Origin of the sequence: Chryseobacterium sp. WG23, from assembly GCF_024586575.1 — a bacterium.
Classification (GTDB): Bacteria; Bacteroidota; Bacteroidia; order Flavobacteriales; family Weeksellaceae; genus Chryseobacterium.
In genome coordinates, this window is the sequence record NZ_JALCZE010000004.1 from 237,446 (window position 1) to 256,571 (window position 19,126).

At 35.6% G+C, this 19,126-nt stretch carries 19 protein-coding genes and 1 tRNA gene; 3 read left to right on the top strand and 17 right to left on the bottom strand.

Features of this window, described 5'->3' with window-relative positions:
* Positions 1-23 precede the first annotated feature (23 nt).
* The 12 genes from MP477_RS08080 to MP477_RS08135 all read right to left on the bottom strand — a co-directional run bounded on the left by MP477_RS08080 (position 24) and on the right by MP477_RS08135 (position 11,483).
* Positions 24-458 carry a hypothetical protein gene (locus tag MP477_RS08080; protein WP_257189953.1) on the bottom strand — a complete coding sequence of 145 codons (435 nt, stop codon included), beginning with the start codon at positions 456-458 and terminating at the stop codon, positions 24-26.
* Positions 459-997: 539 nt separating this feature from the next.
* Positions 998-1,073 (bottom strand) — tRNA-His (locus MP477_RS08085).
* A 35-nt stretch (positions 1,074-1,108) separates the two neighbouring features.
* Positions 1,109-1,828 carry a bacillithiol biosynthesis deacetylase BshB1 gene (bshB1, locus tag MP477_RS08090; RefSeq protein WP_257189954.1) on the bottom strand — a complete coding sequence of 240 codons (720 nt, stop codon included), beginning with the start codon at positions 1,826-1,828 and terminating at the stop codon, positions 1,109-1,111.
* Positions 1,829-1,910: 82 nt separating this feature from the next.
* Positions 1,911-3,563 (bottom strand): tetratricopeptide repeat protein, encoded by a 1,653-nt coding sequence (locus MP477_RS08095; RefSeq protein WP_257189955.1) that lies wholly within the window; start codon positions 3,561-3,563, stop codon positions 1,911-1,913.
* Between the two features lie 90 nt (positions 3,564-3,653).
* Entirely contained in the window at positions 3,654-4,526 is an 873-nt protein-coding gene (locus tag MP477_RS08100) for a PstS family phosphate ABC transporter substrate-binding protein (RefSeq protein ID WP_230037493.1), read from the bottom strand.
* Complete coding sequence (locus MP477_RS08105; protein WP_230037492.1) at positions 4,516-4,713, bottom strand: DUF308 domain-containing protein; 198 nt, start codon at positions 4,711-4,713, stop codon at positions 4,516-4,518. Before MP477_RS08105 ends, MP477_RS08100 begins: the two co-directional genes overlap by 11 nt.
* Before the next feature lie 77 nt (positions 4,714-4,790).
* A complete protein-coding gene (locus MP477_RS08110) occupies positions 4,791-5,633 on the bottom strand; it encodes an energy transducer TonB (RefSeq protein ID WP_230037490.1) in 843 nt (280 codons plus the stop codon).
* A 25-nt stretch (positions 5,634-5,658) separates the two neighbouring features.
* Complete coding sequence (locus tag MP477_RS08115) at positions 5,659-6,231, bottom strand: biopolymer transporter ExbD (protein WP_230037488.1); 573 nt, start codon at positions 6,229-6,231, stop codon at positions 5,659-5,661.
* A gap of 13 nt (positions 6,232-6,244) precedes the next feature.
* Entirely contained in the window at positions 6,245-6,847 is a 603-nt protein-coding gene (locus MP477_RS08120) for a biopolymer transporter ExbD (RefSeq protein ID WP_230037486.1), read from the bottom strand.
* A gap of 61 nt (positions 6,848-6,908) precedes the next feature.
* Positions 6,909-7,772, bottom strand: a complete 864-nt coding sequence (locus MP477_RS08125) for a MotA/TolQ/ExbB proton channel family protein (RefSeq protein WP_047488818.1) — start codon at positions 7,770-7,772, stop codon at positions 6,909-6,911.
* Between the two features lie 240 nt (positions 7,773-8,012).
* Positions 8,013-10,826 carry a leucine--tRNA ligase gene (gene leuS, locus MP477_RS08130; protein WP_257189957.1) on the bottom strand — a complete coding sequence of 938 codons (2,814 nt, stop codon included), beginning with the start codon at positions 10,824-10,826 and terminating at the stop codon, positions 8,013-8,015.
* Positions 10,827-11,006: 180 nt separating this feature from the next.
* Entirely contained in the window at positions 11,007-11,483 is a 477-nt protein-coding gene (locus MP477_RS08135) for a lipocalin family protein (protein WP_257189958.1), read from the bottom strand.
* A 201-nt stretch (positions 11,484-11,684) separates the two neighbouring features.
* Here MP477_RS08135 and MP477_RS08140 point away from each other — a divergent pair, with 201 nt between their 5' ends.
* The 3 genes from MP477_RS08140 to MP477_RS08150 are packed head-to-tail and all read left to right on the top strand — an operon-like array spanning position 11,685 to position 14,068.
* Positions 11,685-12,662: an acyltransferase gene (locus tag MP477_RS08140; protein ID WP_257189960.1), complete on the top strand. Its 978-nt coding sequence runs from the start codon at positions 11,685-11,687 to the stop codon at positions 12,660-12,662.
* 24 nt (positions 12,663-12,686) lie between these two features.
* Positions 12,687-13,442, top strand: a complete 756-nt coding sequence (locus tag MP477_RS08145; RefSeq protein WP_257189961.1) for a glycosyltransferase — start codon at positions 12,687-12,689, stop codon at positions 13,440-13,442.
* Positions 13,442-14,068: a deoxyuridine 5'-triphosphate nucleotidohydrolase gene (locus MP477_RS08150; protein WP_257189962.1), complete on the top strand. Its 627-nt coding sequence runs from the start codon at positions 13,442-13,444 to the stop codon at positions 14,066-14,068. The genes MP477_RS08145 and MP477_RS08150 overlap by 1 nt, the downstream gene beginning before the upstream one ends.
* Here the strand turns inward: MP477_RS08150 and MP477_RS08155 are convergent.
* The 5 genes from MP477_RS08155 to MP477_RS08175 all read right to left on the bottom strand — a co-directional run bounded on the left by MP477_RS08155 (position 14,060) and on the right by MP477_RS08175 (position 19,086).
* Entirely contained in the window at positions 14,060-15,253 is a 1,194-nt protein-coding gene (locus MP477_RS08155; RefSeq protein WP_373567412.1) for a 3-deoxy-D-manno-octulosonic acid transferase, read from the bottom strand. The two genes, MP477_RS08150 and MP477_RS08155, sit on opposite strands and share 9 nt — an antisense overlap.
* 41 nt (positions 15,254-15,294) lie before the next feature.
* The gene (locus MP477_RS08160) at positions 15,295-15,780 is read right to left on the bottom strand and encodes a DUF1648 domain-containing protein (RefSeq protein WP_257189964.1); all 486 of its coding nucleotides are present in this window, start codon (positions 15,778-15,780) and stop codon (positions 15,295-15,297) included.
* A gap of 3 nt (positions 15,781-15,783) precedes the next feature.
* Positions 15,784-16,500 carry a C40 family peptidase gene (locus MP477_RS08165; RefSeq protein ID WP_230037472.1) on the bottom strand — a complete coding sequence of 239 codons (717 nt, stop codon included), beginning with the start codon at positions 16,498-16,500 and terminating at the stop codon, positions 15,784-15,786.
* Between the two features lie 89 nt (positions 16,501-16,589).
* Positions 16,590-17,237 (bottom strand): O-methyltransferase, encoded by a 648-nt coding sequence (locus MP477_RS08170; protein WP_230037470.1) that lies wholly within the window; start codon positions 17,235-17,237, stop codon positions 16,590-16,592.
* A 1,015-nt stretch (positions 17,238-18,252) separates the two neighbouring features.
* Complete coding sequence (locus MP477_RS08175) at positions 18,253-19,086, bottom strand: OmpA family protein (protein ID WP_230037468.1); 834 nt, start codon at positions 19,084-19,086, stop codon at positions 18,253-18,255.
* Positions 19,087-19,126 lie beyond the last annotated feature (40 nt).

Sequence of the window (19,126 nt, forward strand, 5' to 3'; positions counted from 1 at the left end):
TTTTGATGTTTTAGTATAATAGATTACCAGTAACTTCCCGCCAGAAATGTAAGCCTGATGAAAGTAAAGGTATAAGGTGTGCTTAAGTCTATGGTTTGAGAAAGGCCTTCCAGCTGTTCATCATTATAAAATACAGCAAACATTCCATCCTCAAAAGCCTGAATAGCATTTTCCTGTGCTTTGTATACATCAGCCTTTTTTAAGTTATAAATACTTCCAAAACCTGCTTTTCCGGTATCTGTAAGAATATTGAGATAATTATCCCGAGGAATTTTAGTATCATCTTGATCTTCCAGCTCAAATGATTTTGCATTGAATGCCTCCACTTGCTGCTGAACAATCAGTTGTAATAAATGCTCTAATGTAATATTTGAATCTTTGTAGCTGATCTCAATTTTTTGTTCCGAAAGAACAGGGCGTTTTTTCCCCAACTGCTTTACAGTGACCTTTATTTCCATATTTGAACTTAGTGTGAATAAATATAGGGAAATTTTGTAGTGCTATTGGATCAATTTGAGATTTTATGATGAATATCAAGAAAAACAGAGGGAAACTTTTAAATGCGGATTGCTTTATAACCTTTTACACAAAGGAGTAATAATTCGGATACTCTATTTTTAAGAAAGCAAGAAAGGCTGCTTTTGTCGCTGAATAAACGATATAAAAAAGTTAGCTTCGTCAAATCGATTTTTAATCGATTCATTCTTGGCTCACTTAAAATCAAGCGTAATAAAAATAGAACTTTACATCAAAGAGAAGGGTATTGATGTAAGTTTATATTACCCCAACTTTTGCACCTGATCTATTACTTACTTATATTATTAGCCCGCTAAAAGCAACTACTCCTAACAGGTAATACCCTTTTTAAGCGCTGATGTGAAGAATATGAAGGAATTGTGGGAAAAATATTCTAAGAAAAAAGAAAAAAACACTCTCATTGAACCTTAGAAACAGGTATAAAATAAAAAAGTACACTTTTAAAAAGTGTACTTTTCTTGGGTGAATGAGGGGTCTCGAACCCCCGACCTTCGGAACCACAATCCGACGCTCTAACCAACTGAGCTACAATCACCGTTTTGTGAGTGCAAATATAGGAAAGATTTTTTAATTACCAAACAATTCCTTCAAAATTTTTCATTGCAATTAACTTCTCAGACGTAAATCCCTCAGCATAAGCCACTCCCGATAAACGCCCTAAATCCTGGGCACGGTAAGTTAAACTTTCATAAAAGTCTTTTGTCGTAATTGGAGTTTCAGGCTCCTTGGAAGCGGGATCATAAAACTGGGTTTTATATGCCATACAGGCTGCCAGTTTTTTATCAAGATGTTCTGAGATATCAATTACAAATTCCGGTTTGATATCTTTCCATTGAATATAATGAAAAATATGCTTGGGCCTCCACACTTCCTGAATCTCACCCTCCTCTACTGTTTCAATTTTTCTAAGCCCAGACAAAAAGCACGCATCCGACACTAATTTTGCTCCTTTTGCATGGTCCGGATGTCTGTCATCAATTGCATTCGCTAAGACGATTTCCGGGCGGTATTTGCGGATCATTTTTACGATCCTCATCTGATATTCTTCAGAATTGACTAGAAAGCCATCTTTCATTCCGAGGTTCTCTCTGGCGGAAAGACCTAAAATATTGGCAGCATCTGCAGCTTCCGCTTTTCTTGTTTCATCTGTACCTCTTGTTCCGAGTTCTCCTCTTGTAAGATCTACGACAATACATTTTTTTCCTTCAGAAACCATTTTAGCAATAGTTCCGCCACAGCCTAATTCTACATCATCAGGATGTGCTCCAAAAGCAAGTATATCAGTTTTCATATCTCCAAATATAAGGTTTAAAACAAAAACTCCCCAAACATTACGAATGGGAAGTTTTAATATCTATAATTTAAATTTTAAATTACTTATTGATTTCTGCATTTAATTTTACAGCATCCTGGTAAGTAGGATCCAGCTGTAAAGATTTTGCTACATAATCTTTAGCTTTTGCCAGATCAGTATCTTTATTCATATAAGCTACAGCAAAGTAAGCATAAGCCAGAGTCTGCTTGTTAGCTTCCTGGTCAGCAGGTTTTACAGTAGAAATAAATTTCTCATAAGCAATTTTTGCCGCTTCATTATTTCCTGCCTGTTGGTAAGAATACCCCTGGCTGTAGTAAGCTGGTGCCCAATCCGGAAGAAGTGCACTCATTTTCTGCCAAGTAAGAATTGCTCCATTCCAGTTTTTAGCATCCTGATAAGCGGTCGCTAATTTAAATAAAGCATCAGAATCCTGAGCATTAGCTGCAACTTGCTTTTTCAAGCCTTCAATAGTTGGATTAGTTGGTCCTTTATCCGCTTCTGCCTGTGAAGCACCTCCACCTCCGGCAATGTTAGCTAATTCAAGATCCCACTTCATGGTCTCATCTTTAGCAGCTTTTGCAATTGCAATTTTTTGCTGAGATTCAGTAGTTAAAGCAGCTTTTTTAGCAGCATCAGTTTCTGTTTTTGCCAATCCTGCAGCAATAAGTCCCTGTAAACCTTGATCTGCAGGTAATATTCTGGTTTTTTCTGCCTGAGAAACAAAAGTATCCATATTCTGTTTTGCTTCAGCATAATTTCCATCAGCATAAGACTGATACGCTCTTAATTTGAATTTGATAGGATCTTCAATTTTATCAAAGATTTTATCCAATACTGTTTTAGAGTTTACATAATCTTCGTTAGTGAAATATAATTTAGCAATTTCCAATTGAGTATATGGATCTTCATCAGCATATTTTGTATAGTTGATAAGGTCTTGCGTAGCCTTAGCATTTTGCTGATATCTGATATCGTAAGAAGCTAATGCTTTATAAGCAGGAGCATAAGTAGCATCTACAGCAATAGCTTTATCAATATTCTGCTTAGCCTGCTGCCATTGTTGAGCGGCCATCCATAAAGTTGCCATTCTTGTATAAACAGATGCTTTATTTTTAGCTAACGGTAAAGCTTTATCATACGCTGACATTGCTTCTCCCGGCATTCTCTTCAATCTGTAGGCATCTCCTAATGTATAATAATAATGTGCAGGCACACCCTTTCTCTCCGCTTTTTCAATAGCCTTGGTCAGGAACTGAATAGCAAGATCCGGAGAACTGTTTTTTTCAAATAAAGTTAATGCTTCAGCAGCTCTGAATAGAACTTCAGCATCTTTTTCTCTGGAATCAGTAACTGCTTTTTGGATTTCAGCGATAGCACTTTTATCACCTTTACTTAATTTTACAGCAGCTAGACCAATCTTGTTAAGATAACTCTTTCCGTCAGCAGCAATCCCTTTATTAAAGCTTTCAATAGCTTTAGCATAATCTGGCTCACCCTGTCTTAAGAAAGTATTTCCTAAATAGAAGTAGTTCTCAGCAGTAGGCTCTTTAGTGATCATATCAGTGAAATTAGTTTTTGCCTGAGCAAATTTATCACTGTCTATACTGTTGATACCATCCTGCAGTGTTTGTGCAGAGGTAAAACCGGCAAAAAATACCACAGCTGCTCCAAAAGCAATCTTCTTTACATTCATATTCATTATATCTTTCATTTTAAATTTCTAATATTTGAGTTATATTATACACAATTTTCAGACCAAAATAACACTTTTTGCGAAGCTATATTGCGAATTTAATAATTTTTAACGCATCTGCACCTCTCTACGGTATACGTTGTAAGGCTGTAAACCTTCTTTCTGAACAATTTTCTGTCCTAAATGAGTACATGAAAATCTCATAAAGCCATTAGCAATGTTAAAATTACCTTCGTTAGCCAGAAAATAAAGAACTCTTGTAAATGGGTATTCCATTGAACGAAGATTTTCAAAATCAGGCGTATATTGTTTTCCATTTTGTACAACAGGAAGCACCTTAACCATTTCTCTTAACTTTTCAGAGGCTTTGTCGTAGGGACGGCTAAAGGTATTTAACCCCACTACTCCAATTTTATCCGGATACTGAGCTAATTCTTCTATGATTTTCTTATTCCCGGGAATAATTGAAAACTTAAGATCTTTAGGCTGTTTTTTCAGCTTTTCAGCAACAAAATTCAAGTTACTGGAATTCGTACCATCAAAAATAAAATTCTTGTTCTCAGATAGCATTCCCTCATTAATCTCATTCATTGAAATATTTTCTTTTGGAGAGTTTTTAGGAACCACAAAGACAACAGCATCAGCAGCAAACTTTGAAGGTAAAAACTTTAAATCGGTTCTTTCTTCGTAAGTTTTCACTTCTTCTGTAGTCAGGTTTCTAGACATTACAATAACCTTTGCCTTCCCATTCAGGAGGTCAAGAAGTCCTAAATCCTCTTTTTGTGTAGCCACTTTAATACGTGTTTCCGGGTAGTTGATCATGTAGCCGTCGGCTAATGCTTCTGTAACACTTTGAAAAGATTCGTCAGTATAAATTGTAAGGTCACCTTTATTGTAAGACGGAGATTTCTCTTCCTTTTTGCAGTTGATGAGCATTATACTCAGAATAAAAACAACTACAATCTTAAAACTATTCTTCATTCTTTGATTTTTTAATTTTTGAAAGCGCCCTGTAGATCCTGAATATTCCATAAATAATCAGAACAGTTCCCATTGCATAGGCAATAGCAGGTTCCAAAATTGTAAAAAAGAATTTATAGATAATGACTACAATTCCTAAAACGATATAAAACAATCCCGTAACCAGGGATAACCAATTGAACATCATGTAACAAAAATACAAAAAAAATAAAAAGAGAAGCATATGCCTCTCTTTTTATTTATATTATGAATAAATAAGTCTAATTATTCAAAGTTCATAGTAAATGGAACGCTATAGTAAGATCTAACGCTTTCTCCATTTCTTTTCGCTGGAGTCCACTTTTTAAGTTTCTTAACTACACGAATCGCTTCACTGTTGAAGTCGCCATTTGGAGATTTCTCTTCAATGGTAACTCCAGAAACAGTTCCGTCTTTTTCTACAACGAACTTAAGCTTAGCTTTAAGCGTACCTTCACCTCCTTCCATTAGAGAAGTATCGAAGTTATCTCCTAAGAACTTTCTTAATGCACCCATACCTCCAGGATATTCTGCAGACTGGTCTACATCTTTGTAGATCTCGTTAGGATTATTCGCTTTTACTTCCACAGTACTAGCTTTAGTACCTGTAGATGGTGGTGGCGGTGGTGGCGTATAAGCCGGAGCTTTAACCCCCTCCTGATTGTTTAAACCAGTTGTTGTTTCCAACTGCTTAGAAATCGGTGGTGGTGGAGTTTCAATTTTCGGAGCTTTTACAGGCTCAGGAACCACGTTCTGGATGACCTCAATTTTCTCCTCTTCTTTTGGAGGTGGAGGTGGTGGAGGTGGTTCTTCTTCTTTTGGCTGCTCAATAATTTTATCTTCCTGAAGAATTTCTACCAAGTCTGCCTTCACTTCTTGCTTAGGCGGTTCAGTAAGTCTCTTAATGGTAAGATAAATAAAAGGAGACAATGCCGCAACCAGGAATAATGCCGTTCCAACAATAAATGATTTTGTCAGAAGTCTCGGATACTGATGTCTAAGATCGTAGGCACCATATTCCTTGTTTCTATTTTCAAATACAATCTCGTCTAAAGTAAGATTTTGATTGTATACATTTTCATCTGCCATAGATTTTTACAATTTTATGGTTAAATTACTTTGTTGCTGGTGCTGCAGGAGCTCCAGAGTTACCAACCTTCTTATTATAAATAGCTTGTTCCCAAGGCTTCACATCGGTTACCCCGTATTGCTCACTTTTAGTAATTGCCATTTCGTCAAGAATATCTACAAAGTTCTTATATACAGCATCGTCAGTCGGTTTGATAATAACAGTAAATTTAGTTTTATCTGCCGCGTTTGCTTTTGCCTGCTCAATTACTTTTCTAATCCCTTCTCTATCGAAAGAAGTTTCATTAAGATTCTGATCAGTTAAAGAAGTATTATCCTGCTGATGCCAAAAAATCCTATTGTCTTTACCCAATAATAAAGAAATTGAGTTAGAAAGTTTAATCTCTGTTGGAGGTGGTTTTTGTTTTTCATCTTTCGGTTTAGCCGGAAGACCCAAATCCATTACATTCGGTTTGCTAAATGTGGTTGTGAACATAAAGAAGGTAATCAATAGAAAACCCAAGTCCACCATAGGAGTCATATCGACTCTGGTATTCTGCTTCTTGGAACGTACCTTGCCGCCTTTGCCGCCTTTTTCCTGTACTTGTACTTCTGCCATTTCTAATGATATATTATTGTTTACCCTCTTGTGATGTAATCAACCAGAATTTAAGAAAATCAATATCTCTTAAACCTTCAAATAGGCTTTTAACTTTAGGATACTGAGTCGTAACGTCACCCTTGATTGCTAATTTGTAATCAGGATTTACGCTCAAACTCTGCTGTACCCAGTCAACTAACTGCTTATTTGTACTATCCATAGGAATCCCTTTAGGACTCTTGAAATTTTTCTGTTCCTCATCTGACAAATCGAGATAGCTTTTCAGTTGGTTCATAGGAACCCCAATAGCTTGTACTTTCTGAAATGATGCTTTTTGTTTGTTGTCAAAAGTAATATTATACTTTTGGCCCATTTTGTCTAAAAGCTGTAATCTCTCTGATGCATTCTCTACTGGCTGGAAATAAAATTTTCCGTCCGGAGTAGCGTTGATGGTCATCAAACTTGCGTCAGGAAGTAACTTCTCTGATATTGAAGATGGCGGTTTAATCTGCTCCACGTCAGGTTTTTTAAACTGAGTGGTCAAGATAAAGAATGTAAGTAGTAGGAACGCAACGTCACACATCGCGGTCATGTCCGTCACTACTCCATGTCTTTTTGGTTTGACTCTCGCCATTATTATAAAATATTTTTAATTAAACTTCTTTTAATTGCCAATGCAAATACCTTGCTAATTCTTAGTTGAATTCAGCGAAAGACTGCTGGATACTCATAGAGATCTCGTCGATCTTGTAAGTTAATCCATCAATTTTAGAAGTAAAGAAGTTGTAAAGGATAATAGCGATTGCTGAAGTACCAATACCTAAAGCTGTGTTAATCAATGCTTCAGAGATACCTGTAGAAAGTGCAGCAGCATCTGGAGTACCTCCTCCTGAACCTAATGCGAAGAATGCCTTGATCATCCCGATTACCGTTCCTAAAAGTGCGATTAGCGTAGCAACCGTACCTAAAGTAGAAAGGATCATCATGTTTTTCTCAAGCATTGGCATCTCAAGAGTAGTAGCCTCTTCGATAGCTTTGTTAAGAGCTACCATTTTCTGCTCTTTATTTAAAGTTGTATCGTGAGAAAGAGCTTTGTAAGTAGTAAGACCTTCTTTTACTACGTTTCCTACTGAACCTTGTTGTCTGTCGCACTCTTCAAGAGCTTCATCAATTTTGTTTTGGTTTAGTAAGCTTCTTACTTGTACAACGAAGTTGTCTAAGTTTCCTTTTCCGGCAGCTTTACCAAGTACGAAATATCTTTCAAAAGAGAAAACAATTACCGTAATCATGAAAGTAATCAAGATTGGTACAATAACCCCTCCTTTGTAGATAATACCTAAAAACGACTCTGGGTGAATGTCTTTTCCTTCAACACTTGAGAAAGCTACAGAACCACTACCTAGTTTGTCTGCATCTTTAAAGTTTCCTGGGTTACCAAGAACGAATAAATAAATACAAATTCCTATAGCAAATAGAATAGGAATAATAACAGCTGGATTTAAACCTCCCGCTTTTCTAGCAACTACTTGCTCATCATTTTTTGAAACATTCATTTCCATATTTAACTAAATTATATTGTTTTAAATTTTTACAGGGTGTAAATTAAAGGCAAAATTAATTAAAATGCAAGAGTCTTAATTAAACATTTTGCTTTTTTTTGATAAAGAAAAATTAATACGATTTTAAAATAATAATTATTCTTAGATATTTTATATATTTTTTCCAAATTTAACATTTGAGTTAAAAAATCAAAAAAATTAGCACCCCATTTTTTTTAATTTCCCAATGTTAATTTTTTTTTAAATTACGATATTCACAATACGGTGAGGAACTACAATGATTTTTTTAGGGGTTTTACCTTCCAAAATCTGTTGCATTTTTTCATTTGAAATCACCAAATCTTCCACCTCCTTAGCAGATAATTGAGCAGAAAGCGAAATTTTGAACTTCATTTTACCATTTACGCTTACCGGATATTCAATTTCGTCCTCAACAAGATATTCTTCATTTAATGCAGGGAATCTTTCAAATTCGATAGATGCACCGTGTCCCAGTAAACTCCAAAGCTCTTCACAGATGTGAGGGGCATACGGAGAAATGATAACGGCTAAAGGTTCCAATATATTGCGTTTGTTACATTTTATTTTCTGCAGCTCGTTTACAGCAATCATAAATGAGGACACCGAGGTATTGAAAGAAAAGTTTTCAATATCAAAAACCACCTTCTTTATTAAGGTATGCAAAATTTTATATTCTGCCTTGGTAGGTTCTTCCTCAGAAACTTCAAATACATCGCCGTTAAAATACAGATTCCAGAATTTTTTAAGGAAACCATACACTCCGCTCAGCCCTTGTGTATTCCAAGGCTTAGATTGCTCTAATGGTCCCAGGAACATTTCATACAGTCTTAAACCATCCGCTCCATATTCTTCACAGATATCGTCCGGATTAACTACATTGTATTTTGACTTGGACATTTTTTCTACTTCACGGCCTGTGATGTATTTTCCATCTTCTAAAATAAACTCTGCATTAGCATAATCTGGTCTCCATGTTTTGAACGCTTCTGTATCCAATTCATCAGAGGTTCCTTTTAATAAGGATACATCAACATGGATTTGCTGAGTCTGATAATTGGCCGCAAGATTTTTAGAAACGTATTGATTGGTTCCGTCTATTCTGTATACATAAGCACTCATTCCTAAAATCATCCCCTGGTTGATCAGTTTCTGGAAAGGTTCATCATGACTGATCCAGCCTCTGTCTTTTAAGAACATATTCCAGAAACGGGAATATAACAAGTGACCCGTTGCATGTTCACTACCTCCTATATATAGATCTACCTGTCCCCAATAATCTGAAAGATCCTTTGCACAGAATTCTCCGTCATTCTGAGAATCCATATATCTAAGGAAATACCATGAGCTTCCGGCCCAACCCGGCATGGTAGACAATTCTAACGGGAAAATACTTTGATCATCAATTAACTCTGTAGAGACTACCTTTTGGTTTACCTCATCCCAGGCAAATACTTTTGCATTTCCTAATGGAGGATCTCCATCTTCAGTGGGTAAATATTTTTCAACTTCAGGAAGTTCAAGCGGTAAAGCAGAAACCGGTAACGTATATGGCATCCCTTCCTTATAATATATAGGAACAGGTTCTCCCCAATAACGCTGTCTTGAGAAAATGGCATCACGCTGTCTGTAGTTTGTAGTTCCATGACCGATTCCTTTGTTTTCTATTTCCGAGATTATTTTTGATTTTGCCTCATTATAATGCAGTCCGTTTAAGAAATCAGAATTGACACAAACAGAATCTTTAGAATCAAAAGACTTCTCCTGAATGTCTTCTTCAGTCTCCACCACTTTTTTAATTTCCAGGTTAAATTTCTTAGCAAATCTGTGGTCGCGTTCGTCATGAGCAGGTACAGCCATTACAGCTCCTGTTCCATAGCCCATCAATACGTAATCTGAAATATAGATCGGCATCTTCTCATTGCTGAAAGGATTCACGGCATAACTTCCGGTGAAAGCTCCGCTCACGTTTTTCACGTCAGCCATCCTGTCTCTTTCTGTTTTTTTGGAAGTTTCTTCTATATAAGTATCTACTGCTGCTTTTTGTGCAGCTGTAGTAATTGTTTCCACTAAAGGATTCTCCGGAGCCAACACCATAAAAGTAGCTCCAAAAATAGTATCAGGTCTTGTGGTGAAAACTTCAACGATTTCATCATGACCTTCTACCTGAAATTTCACCTGGGCACCCTGAGATTTTCCAATCCAGTATTCCTGGGCATCTTTCAGAGGTTGTGGCCAATCCAATTGAGTAAGCCCTTGTAATAATCTTTCAGAATAGGCAGAGATTCTCATGCTCCACTGCATCATTTTCTTCTGGAATACTGGAAAGCCTCCTCTTTCAGACTTTCCGTCTTTCACCTCATCATTCGCCAATACTGTTCCCAAAGCAGGACACCAGTTCACTGTTGTTTCTGCCCTGTAGGAAAGACGGTAATTTAACAGGATATCTTCTTTATCCACATCAGAAGCATTCATCCATTCTTCTGCGGTAAAGCTAAGTGCATCATTTTGATTGGCATTCAGCCCTTCTGTACCTTTTTCTTCAAAATGTTTGATTAAGGTATCTATAGCTTCCGCCTTATCTGTATTTTTATTATACCAGGAATGATACAACTGGATAAAAATCCATTGTGTCCATTTATAATAGGAAGCATCAGAAGTTCTTACCTCTCTGCTCCAATCGAACGAAAATCCAATTTTTTTTAATTGCTCTTCATATCTGTTGATATTTTGTTCTGTGGTGATTGCCGGATGCTGTCCTGTCTGGATTGCATACTGCTCAGCAGGAAGCCCAAAGCTATCATATCCTACCGGGTGGAGAACATTAAACCCTTGATGTCTCTTATATCTTGCATAGATATCCGAAGCAATATACCCAAGTGGGTGACCTACGTGAAGCCCTGCCCCGGATGGATACGGAAACATATCGAGTACATAAAATTTAGGTTTATCTGTGTTATTGGAGGTTTTATAGGTTTGATTTTCCTCCCAGTATTTCTGCCACTTTTTTTCTATCTGCTGATGATCGTAAAACACTTTATATATATGTTAGATGTTAGACTTTAACTATTGAATGTCATTTTCTTTTAACAAGATTCACAAAATTAATGATTTTAAAAGAAATAAAAATTTAATTTATTATTAATTACCAATCGATACCCAACAAAAAAATCTCATCCTGGGATGAGATCTGTTTTATATCTTGAAATATACTTATTATGGTTGAGGAATTCTCTTGAAAGTATAGGTTCTTGTTTTAAATACAGTCGGATCCTGTGTCTCTTCTCTTACTGCAAGATTGAGCGTTGTATCATCCAGGGTAACCACTTTTGCAGTAACCGGTTCTACAATTCCCTGATACTTTATCTGCACAGATTTACTGCTTTTATCATAAGTATAGGTAAAGTTTTTATCAGAAACAATAGCACACTGCCCTGGTGTAGCTGTATCTCCCCAGTCAGTTCTTTTACCCAGAACATCAGTATTGAACCTCCATCTGGATTCTTTTTGACATGTAGAATAGGTAATGACATCCGAAATCGGCTGCTCATTCACTTCCACAGTGGTAACCACTTCCTTTAAAGGCTGCCAAACCCCCACAATAGGAGCCTCCATAACAGGATCTTTATCATCATTACATCCGGTAGCTACAAATAATGATAACCCGGCAAATAGTAGTGCTAATTTCTTCATAGATCAATTTTTTCAAGGGCTAAAATTATAATTTTTTTGATTTATATTACTATTTTTTGTGAAAAATTATTGAGTCAACCTTTATTTATACATTTTTTTAAACACTTAAGGACGATATTGCCTTTATTTAACAAATATTGAACCTTCGAAAAGCCCTCTATTTTATTAAAAAAGTTATTTTTGTAGATAAGAAAGAAAAAAATGCAAGATATAACGAAAAATAATTTTGACTTTATCCGTGTTCTCCTGGCATTCATTGTATTTGTGGGACATTTAGGCGCCTTAAGCGTCTCTCCTCAACTTAAATTTTTAGAACACAGCCCAGTAGAAGTCGCGGTTTTTTCGTTTTTTATCGTCAGTGGTTTTTTAATTGCAAGAAGTTATGAAAGATCTTCCAGCCTAAAAAGCTATACAAAAAAGAGATTCAACAGGATTGTTCCTGCCTATTTATTGGTGGTATTTCTCTGTACAGTCTTATTAAGCCTTGTCAGCAAATTATCATTTTCTGAATATTTCGGCAATGCACAGGTCTACAAATATTGGTTCTGGAATTCGATTTTCATGAATTTCAAATCACCATGGCTTCCCGGGGTATTTGGCAACCAGGCTGTAAATGGTGCATTGTGGACCCTTAAAATAGAAATGTGCTTCTATATTGCTGTTCCCTTCATGTTTTTATTCTTCGGAAAAAATAATAGATACAGAAATATCAGTCTGATTGTATTGTATTTTCTTTCCCTGGTATTTCTTAATTATTTTGAAATGACAGGAAAGGCAGCCATCTCAAGACAATTACCCGGATCATTATGTTATTTCATTGGCGGGATGCTTTTATATTTTAATTTTGATAAATTCATTCAGCACAAGCATACGCTTTTTATTATTGCTATGACCACCGTATGGATAGATCTTATTTTTAAAATAAAACTGTTCTCTCCTATTATGATCAGTATTATTGTACTGTATATCGCCTACTCTTTTAAGTTCCTGAATAACTTCGGAAAATACGGAGACTTTACGTACGGTATTTACATATTTCATTTCCCTGTCATCCGGGTATTCCAGACATTAGGACTTTTTGAAGATTATAACCCTTATGTAATGGGTGTTATCTGTATGCTGACCGTAATTGGAATAGGAGTTTCCTCCTGGCACTTTTATGAAAAAAGATTTTTATAATTTTGAATATATTTAAGACCACAAATGAAAGACCTCGTCTCCATCATCACTCCCTGTTATAATTCTGCAGAATTCATTGAAGAAACAATACAATCTGTTCTTAACCAGACCTATGAAAACTGGGAATGGCTGATCACGGATGACCTTTCTAAAGACAATACCGTAGAAATCCTCAGAAAGTACAATGATCCCAGAATAAAACTACAGGTCCTGGAAAAGAACGGTGGCGCAGGAAATGCCAGAAATAAAAGTCTTGAAAGAGCTCAGGGAAGATATATTGCCTTTCTTGATTCTGATGATTACTGGTATCCGGAATATCTGGAAACCATGACTGATTATATGCAGGAACATAATGCAGAGCTTGTGTACTGCAATTATTCCCGATGTGATGAACATCTGAAGCCTATATTAAAGGATTTTATGGCTGACACGGTAGTTACTTTTTCAAACCTTCTGAAAACATGCAGACTAGCTCCGGTTTCAACGATGTATGACACCAAAAGAGCGGGAAAATTTTTATTTCCCGTAAAAAGTAAGCGTGAGGATCACGTAATGTGGCTGAATCTTCTAAAAGTAATTCCGGAAGGAATGCCCATCAACAAAACAATGGCAAAATACAGAATGCGGGAAAACAGTGTTTCCAGAAAGAAGAAGGACATTATTAAAGACCAATATCTGGTCTATAAGGATTTTATGGGCTTTTCTACTGTAAAATCATTGTATTACACTGTCAACTGGGCAGTAAACGGATTTTTAAAGTATTCAAAAATTTTTAATTAATGGAGTATTCAAAAGAATTTAAAGCAGCACTGAGTGCCTTTTCCGGCCCTGAAAAGGATAAACTTATCTTCAGACTTTTAAAAAAGGACAAACTGCTGTCTAAAAAATTATATTTCGAACTTATTGATCCTGAAACCACGGATGATAAAAGAAATGCAATGGAAAAGGAAGTAGCCGAAAAGGTTCTTTTAGCTTCAAAATATATTGGCAATGCGAAGTATTTCCTGACCATTATCCGCAAAATAAGCGCAGAAGTTACAGAGCATGTAAAGATTACCACTGATAAATTTGGAGACATCTCTCTTAATTTACTGATGATCAATGCCATTTTAGAATATAATGATGATCTCAGCCGGCAGAGGTTTGACAATATCTACAAGCTGTATCTTTATATCATCAATAAAATATTTAAGTATCTGATTTTAGCCAAAAAGCTGGATGAAGATTACTGGATGGAAATTGATGAGCTCCTGAGTGATACCCAAAATAAAATCTTGGAAAACCATTACCTGCAAAAACTCTGCATCAATAATGGCCTTGATTTCAACTGGTTTGAATGTGAAAAGATTCCCGAGAATATTGAAACGATTATGAAAGAGATTAAAAGCCAGGGATTTTTAAGATAGGATTTTCTGAAGGATCATTTCTGTAGCATTAGGTTTCCCGTCAACAAATTTCTCAGCATTCTGAGACATTGCTGCCAATTCTTCTTTGTTATCGTCATTGGTAAGAAATAAGACAAATTCTGCAGCAGTAGCTTCATCAGCAAAAGATCTCCCACCTTCTACAGAGATAAGGTCATCTGCTTCAGGATTCTTTTTGTAATGATTCCCAAAAATAACAGGAACACCAAATGTGGCTGCCTCCAGGATATTATGCAGTCCTGCATCATGGAAACCTCCTCCCACTACAGTAATATCTGCATAGGAATACAGCTTTGACAATAAACCTATGCTGTCTATAATCAAGAGTTGAGTATTGAGATTTATGGCTTGAGAGGTTTGCATTTCGCTATACAACAATGCCTCAGGGAAAATACTTTTTAAATGTTCCACTCTTTTCATGTCATGAGGCGCTATAATCAGTTTTAACCTGGAATTTTTTCGGAATACCGTTGCTGCAATTTTCTCCTCTGCCTGCCATGAGCTTCCAAAAACAATTGCTTTATTTTTCCCTATAAAATCTGCAATATAATCTACATGATTGTCGCGTAACCTAAGCTGTCTTACACGGTCAAACCTGGTATCTCCCGTTACTGAAGATTTCACCAGGCCTACACTTTTAGCAAGAGCAAGGGAAAACTGAGTCTGATGAAAAAACCAATCTACATTATGCTGAAGTTGTTTTACAAACCACTTTCCATAGGAAGTAAAGAAAGATTGTCTTTCATAGAACAATGCAGAAATCACATACACCTTTGCATTTTTACTCTTAAGCTCAGCCAGCAGATTATACCAATAGTCATACTTCACCGTAAAAAACAGTTGAGTATTAAACTGTGATGTAAAGTCTTTTACAGTACGTTTTTTATCAAAAGGGAGATAGCAGATCACATCTGCTATATGCTTTTTTTTAACAACATTTTCATAACCCGACGGAGAAAAGAACGTTACCAGAATTTTGTGATCCGGCAGTCTTTCTTTTAGTTTTTCCAAAACCGGCAGCCCCTGCTCATATTCTCCCAAGCTTGCGGCATGCATCCAGACCACCTTGTCTTCTTTTGAAAAGGCAGTTTTTACTTTATCCAAAGATTGTCTTCTGCCGTCAACGCCTTTTTTAGTTTTATCATTAATCAAAGAGAAAGCCTTCATTCCGAAAATGAGAAGGCTAATAAATATGTTGTAAATCAGTTTCAATTTTGATTTGATTTATCGTTAGATTTCTTTGTGAAGCTCTCCTGAATTGATTTCACTAATCCTACTCCAATCACTGTAAACAGCAATCCTAGAATAATAAAAATAGCATTACTGAGATCAGTCTGCTTACCCTCTGCTATCCGAACGCTCTCTAAAATAATATCTAAAAATAAAAGCATTACAGGAAGCTGCAGGGAAAACACATACAATTCTAAAGTCTCTTTATTACGAAAACTTTTAGGAACATTCAGTAAAGTAGAATTGGGATCTCTGGATATTCCAACAAAAAGAACAGAAATAAAAGTAGCAATACACGGAAGGGCCCAGATCGCAGTTTTTCCAGATTCTCCATCTACATTTCCCTGAAAGTCAAAATGAGTAGGAATCACCTCTGGTAATGCAGCATATTTAATTCCTGCAAATGCCCAAATTACAATAAGCAATAGCGTATTTACAATTAATAATATGCTGGAGATTTTCATATTTTAAATAACACTTTTAAGTACTCTCAACTTATGGGTATGTTTATTCATTTCTTTATTGAAGATTCCCGTAGAGTCCAGCGTATCAATTCTCACCTTTCCTGAGGCATGGATAATTTTTTGATTTTCCAGCATAATGCCTACGTGGATAATCTTGCCTTCAGCATTTTCAAAAAAAGCAAGATCTCCAGGCTGTGTTTCTTCCACAAAAGTAAGTGCTTCTCCTACTTCAGCCTGCTGAGAAGCATCTCTGGGTAATTTTATATCATGAATTTTATAAACCAACTGGGTAAAACCGGAACAGTCTACGGCAAAGAAACTTTTCCCACCCCATAAATAGGGTACATTAATGAATTCACGAGCAGCCAGGACAATACTTTCCCGTAGGTCATGACTTCTTTTTGAGGCTACAGCAGGAAATTCCACCTCAGAACCCATAGATAACAAAGTTTTACCGTCATTCATGAGTACGGAAGAGAAGTCTTCAGTAACAATAGTAACTTTTCTGTTAGCAAGCTCTTCATCTGTTACAGGCTTTATCTGTTTCGTATCCATCCATCCCTCATAGCCGTCATAGTGCATTTTTATCTTAGTCCAGTTTTTATTAACCTCCAAAATATCAGCACTTTCCCCAAACAATATTTCCGTGACAATTTCCGCTTTGTCAGAATTTTCAGCACGGACCGGCGCTACTGTAACAATACAAATTCCTTTATTCATTCATTAAGATTAAAAGATTGAATGATTTAAAGATTAAAGAATCAGATTCCGTAAAATCTTTTAATTTCTTAATTTTTAAATCTTTTAATTTATTTTCTTCTCAGAAAATTTACTCCATCTCGCAAAGGTAAAATAAGATTTTCGAAATCTTCATCTTTTGCCGCTAAATCATTTAATTCTTTGATAGACTGTGTAGATTTCTGTTTTGGATTTTCTTCCAGTACTTTTCCATACCACAAGACATTATCAAACATAATTACAGATCCGGATTTCGTTTTCGGTTTAATGAGTCTAAAATAGTCAGCATAATTTTCTTTATCAGCATCCACAAAAATAAGGTCAAAAACCTCATCTGTTTCTTTCAAAAACTCTTTAGCATCCTGAAGCCTGAATTCAATCTGACTGGCATATTCACTCGTCTCAAAATATTTCTTTGGCAGGTATGCAAGATCTTCATTCACATCCAAAGTTGTAATTTTTCCATCCTTAGCAAGACCTGTTGCCAGACACAAGGTAGCATATCCTGTAAATGTTCCTATTTCCAGCACATTTTTGGGTTTCAGCATTTGGGAAATAATGGTTAAAAGTCTTCCTTGCTGATATCCTGAAATCATGTGGGGCTGTGTTGTTTTCTGATAGGTTTCCCTTCTCAGCTTTTTCAGTATTTCTGATTCTGAAGAAGCATGTGCTTCCAAATACCTGTCCATTTCAGGATTCTTTTCTTCAAAAAAACTCATAGAAAATTTAATTTAAACAAATTTAAGGATTTTAAAATTTCTTTTTTGAACAACCCATGTTTCTGTTCCATATCCAAAACAAAAAAGAGAGGAATTAATTCCTCTCTTTTTAGACATATCTAATTTTTATGTAAAAAATCATTATATGGCTATACAATATTGTCTTATACCTGCACAGACCCATCCTGGGCAACACTTTGTCTGTGGACTGGAACAAAATATCTGTGGATTACACCCACTAATAGCTCCTTGTACAGTTTTCATTTCTCTTCTTGAAAGTTTTTTTGAATTTTTCATATTTATTTTGTTTAGTATTATTTTCCTACTCTTTAAGATTTTCGGATGCCTCTATATTTATTTCCTTTTATGGAGATTTAAATATACGTATTATTTTAAATAAATATCATGATATCACATAATTAAAAACATAAATCACATGTGTTTTTATTGATTTTTTACACAAATGTATTGAACAGACATTTTTTCATATCAGTCTGTTTTCCAGAATTCATCTATAAAAAACTTATATATCTGATTAAGCGGCCGGGGAAAACCCCATACAAAATACCGTGAAAATACGGATGTTTTCGCTACCACAATAGTTATAATTTTGCGTGTAGGATAAAGGGTAAAAACACTACGAAAAATGATTGCAGAAGAGAAACAAACTAACCGTGAGAATCAAAAATCTGTGTTACTGAAAGGTAATACACGCTCTTCTTCAAAAAAAACGAAGACCGAAATATCCAATTCATTTTTGCAAAGAATTATTTCTCTTCTTAAAAAGGAAGAATTAATTTGATTAAAAAAAAATATCCCGAGCCTCTTCGGGATTTTTTATGTGGGGTATATGATAAAGCAGTTGAGAGAAAGAGATGTAGATTACGCTTGCTATAAATAATTACATCTATTGATTAACCTTAGATCCATCTTTTGAAAAAGATGAACTTATTTCATAAAAACAATAAATCCCGAATTTCTTCGGGATTTATTGTTTTTATTATAATTGTTTTAATTATTTCTTTGGAGCGATATCCATCAGTTTCATAAATTCATCAAGCTTAGGCATAATGATGATTTCAGTTCTTCTGTTTTCCCCTCTACCGGAAACACTCATGTTTGTAGCTTTAGGGTTGTATTCAGAACGCCCTCCTGCTGTCATTCTCGCAGGATCTACTCCAAACTGAGTCTGAAGAACTTTAGCAACAGAAGTTCCTCTTAATGCAGAAAGATCCCAGTTATCTCTAGGCAGGTTTGTAGAATTTAATGGAGCATTATCTGTGTTACCTTCTATCAGTACAGAATATTTATCATAATCATTGATTACTTTCGCTACTTTACCTAAGACTTCCTGAGCAGCAGGTAAGATATTGTAATCTCCTGTTTTGTATAACATTTTATCTGAAAGCGAGATCATTACTACCCCTTTCAGTACCTTCACCTGTACATCTTCATCAGAAACGTTATCTAAAGATCTCTTCAGCTTATTAGACAATGCCAGATTCAAGCTGTCATTTTTAGCATTGTTTGAAATCAATTGCTTGATGTATGAGTTTGAAGAGTTGATTTCACTTACCAATTTATCGATGTTAGCAGAGCTTTTTCCTGTATTTGAAAGACATGCATCCAGAGATGATTTCAACGCATCATGCTGGCTTTTCAGTAAGCTGTTCTCCCCTGCTAATGCAGAATTCTGAGATTTCAGATCCTGAATTTCTCTTTGTCTTTCTCCGATATTTTCAATACACTGCTTATAGTTTGTGCTCAGGGCATCGTATTGTTTCTTGCTTACACAAGATGTCATACCCAGCGCCATTGCAGAAACTGCTAAAATTTTTAAAATCTTCATAAATAATCATTTTTAGACCAATCAAAGTTAGGAAAATTCA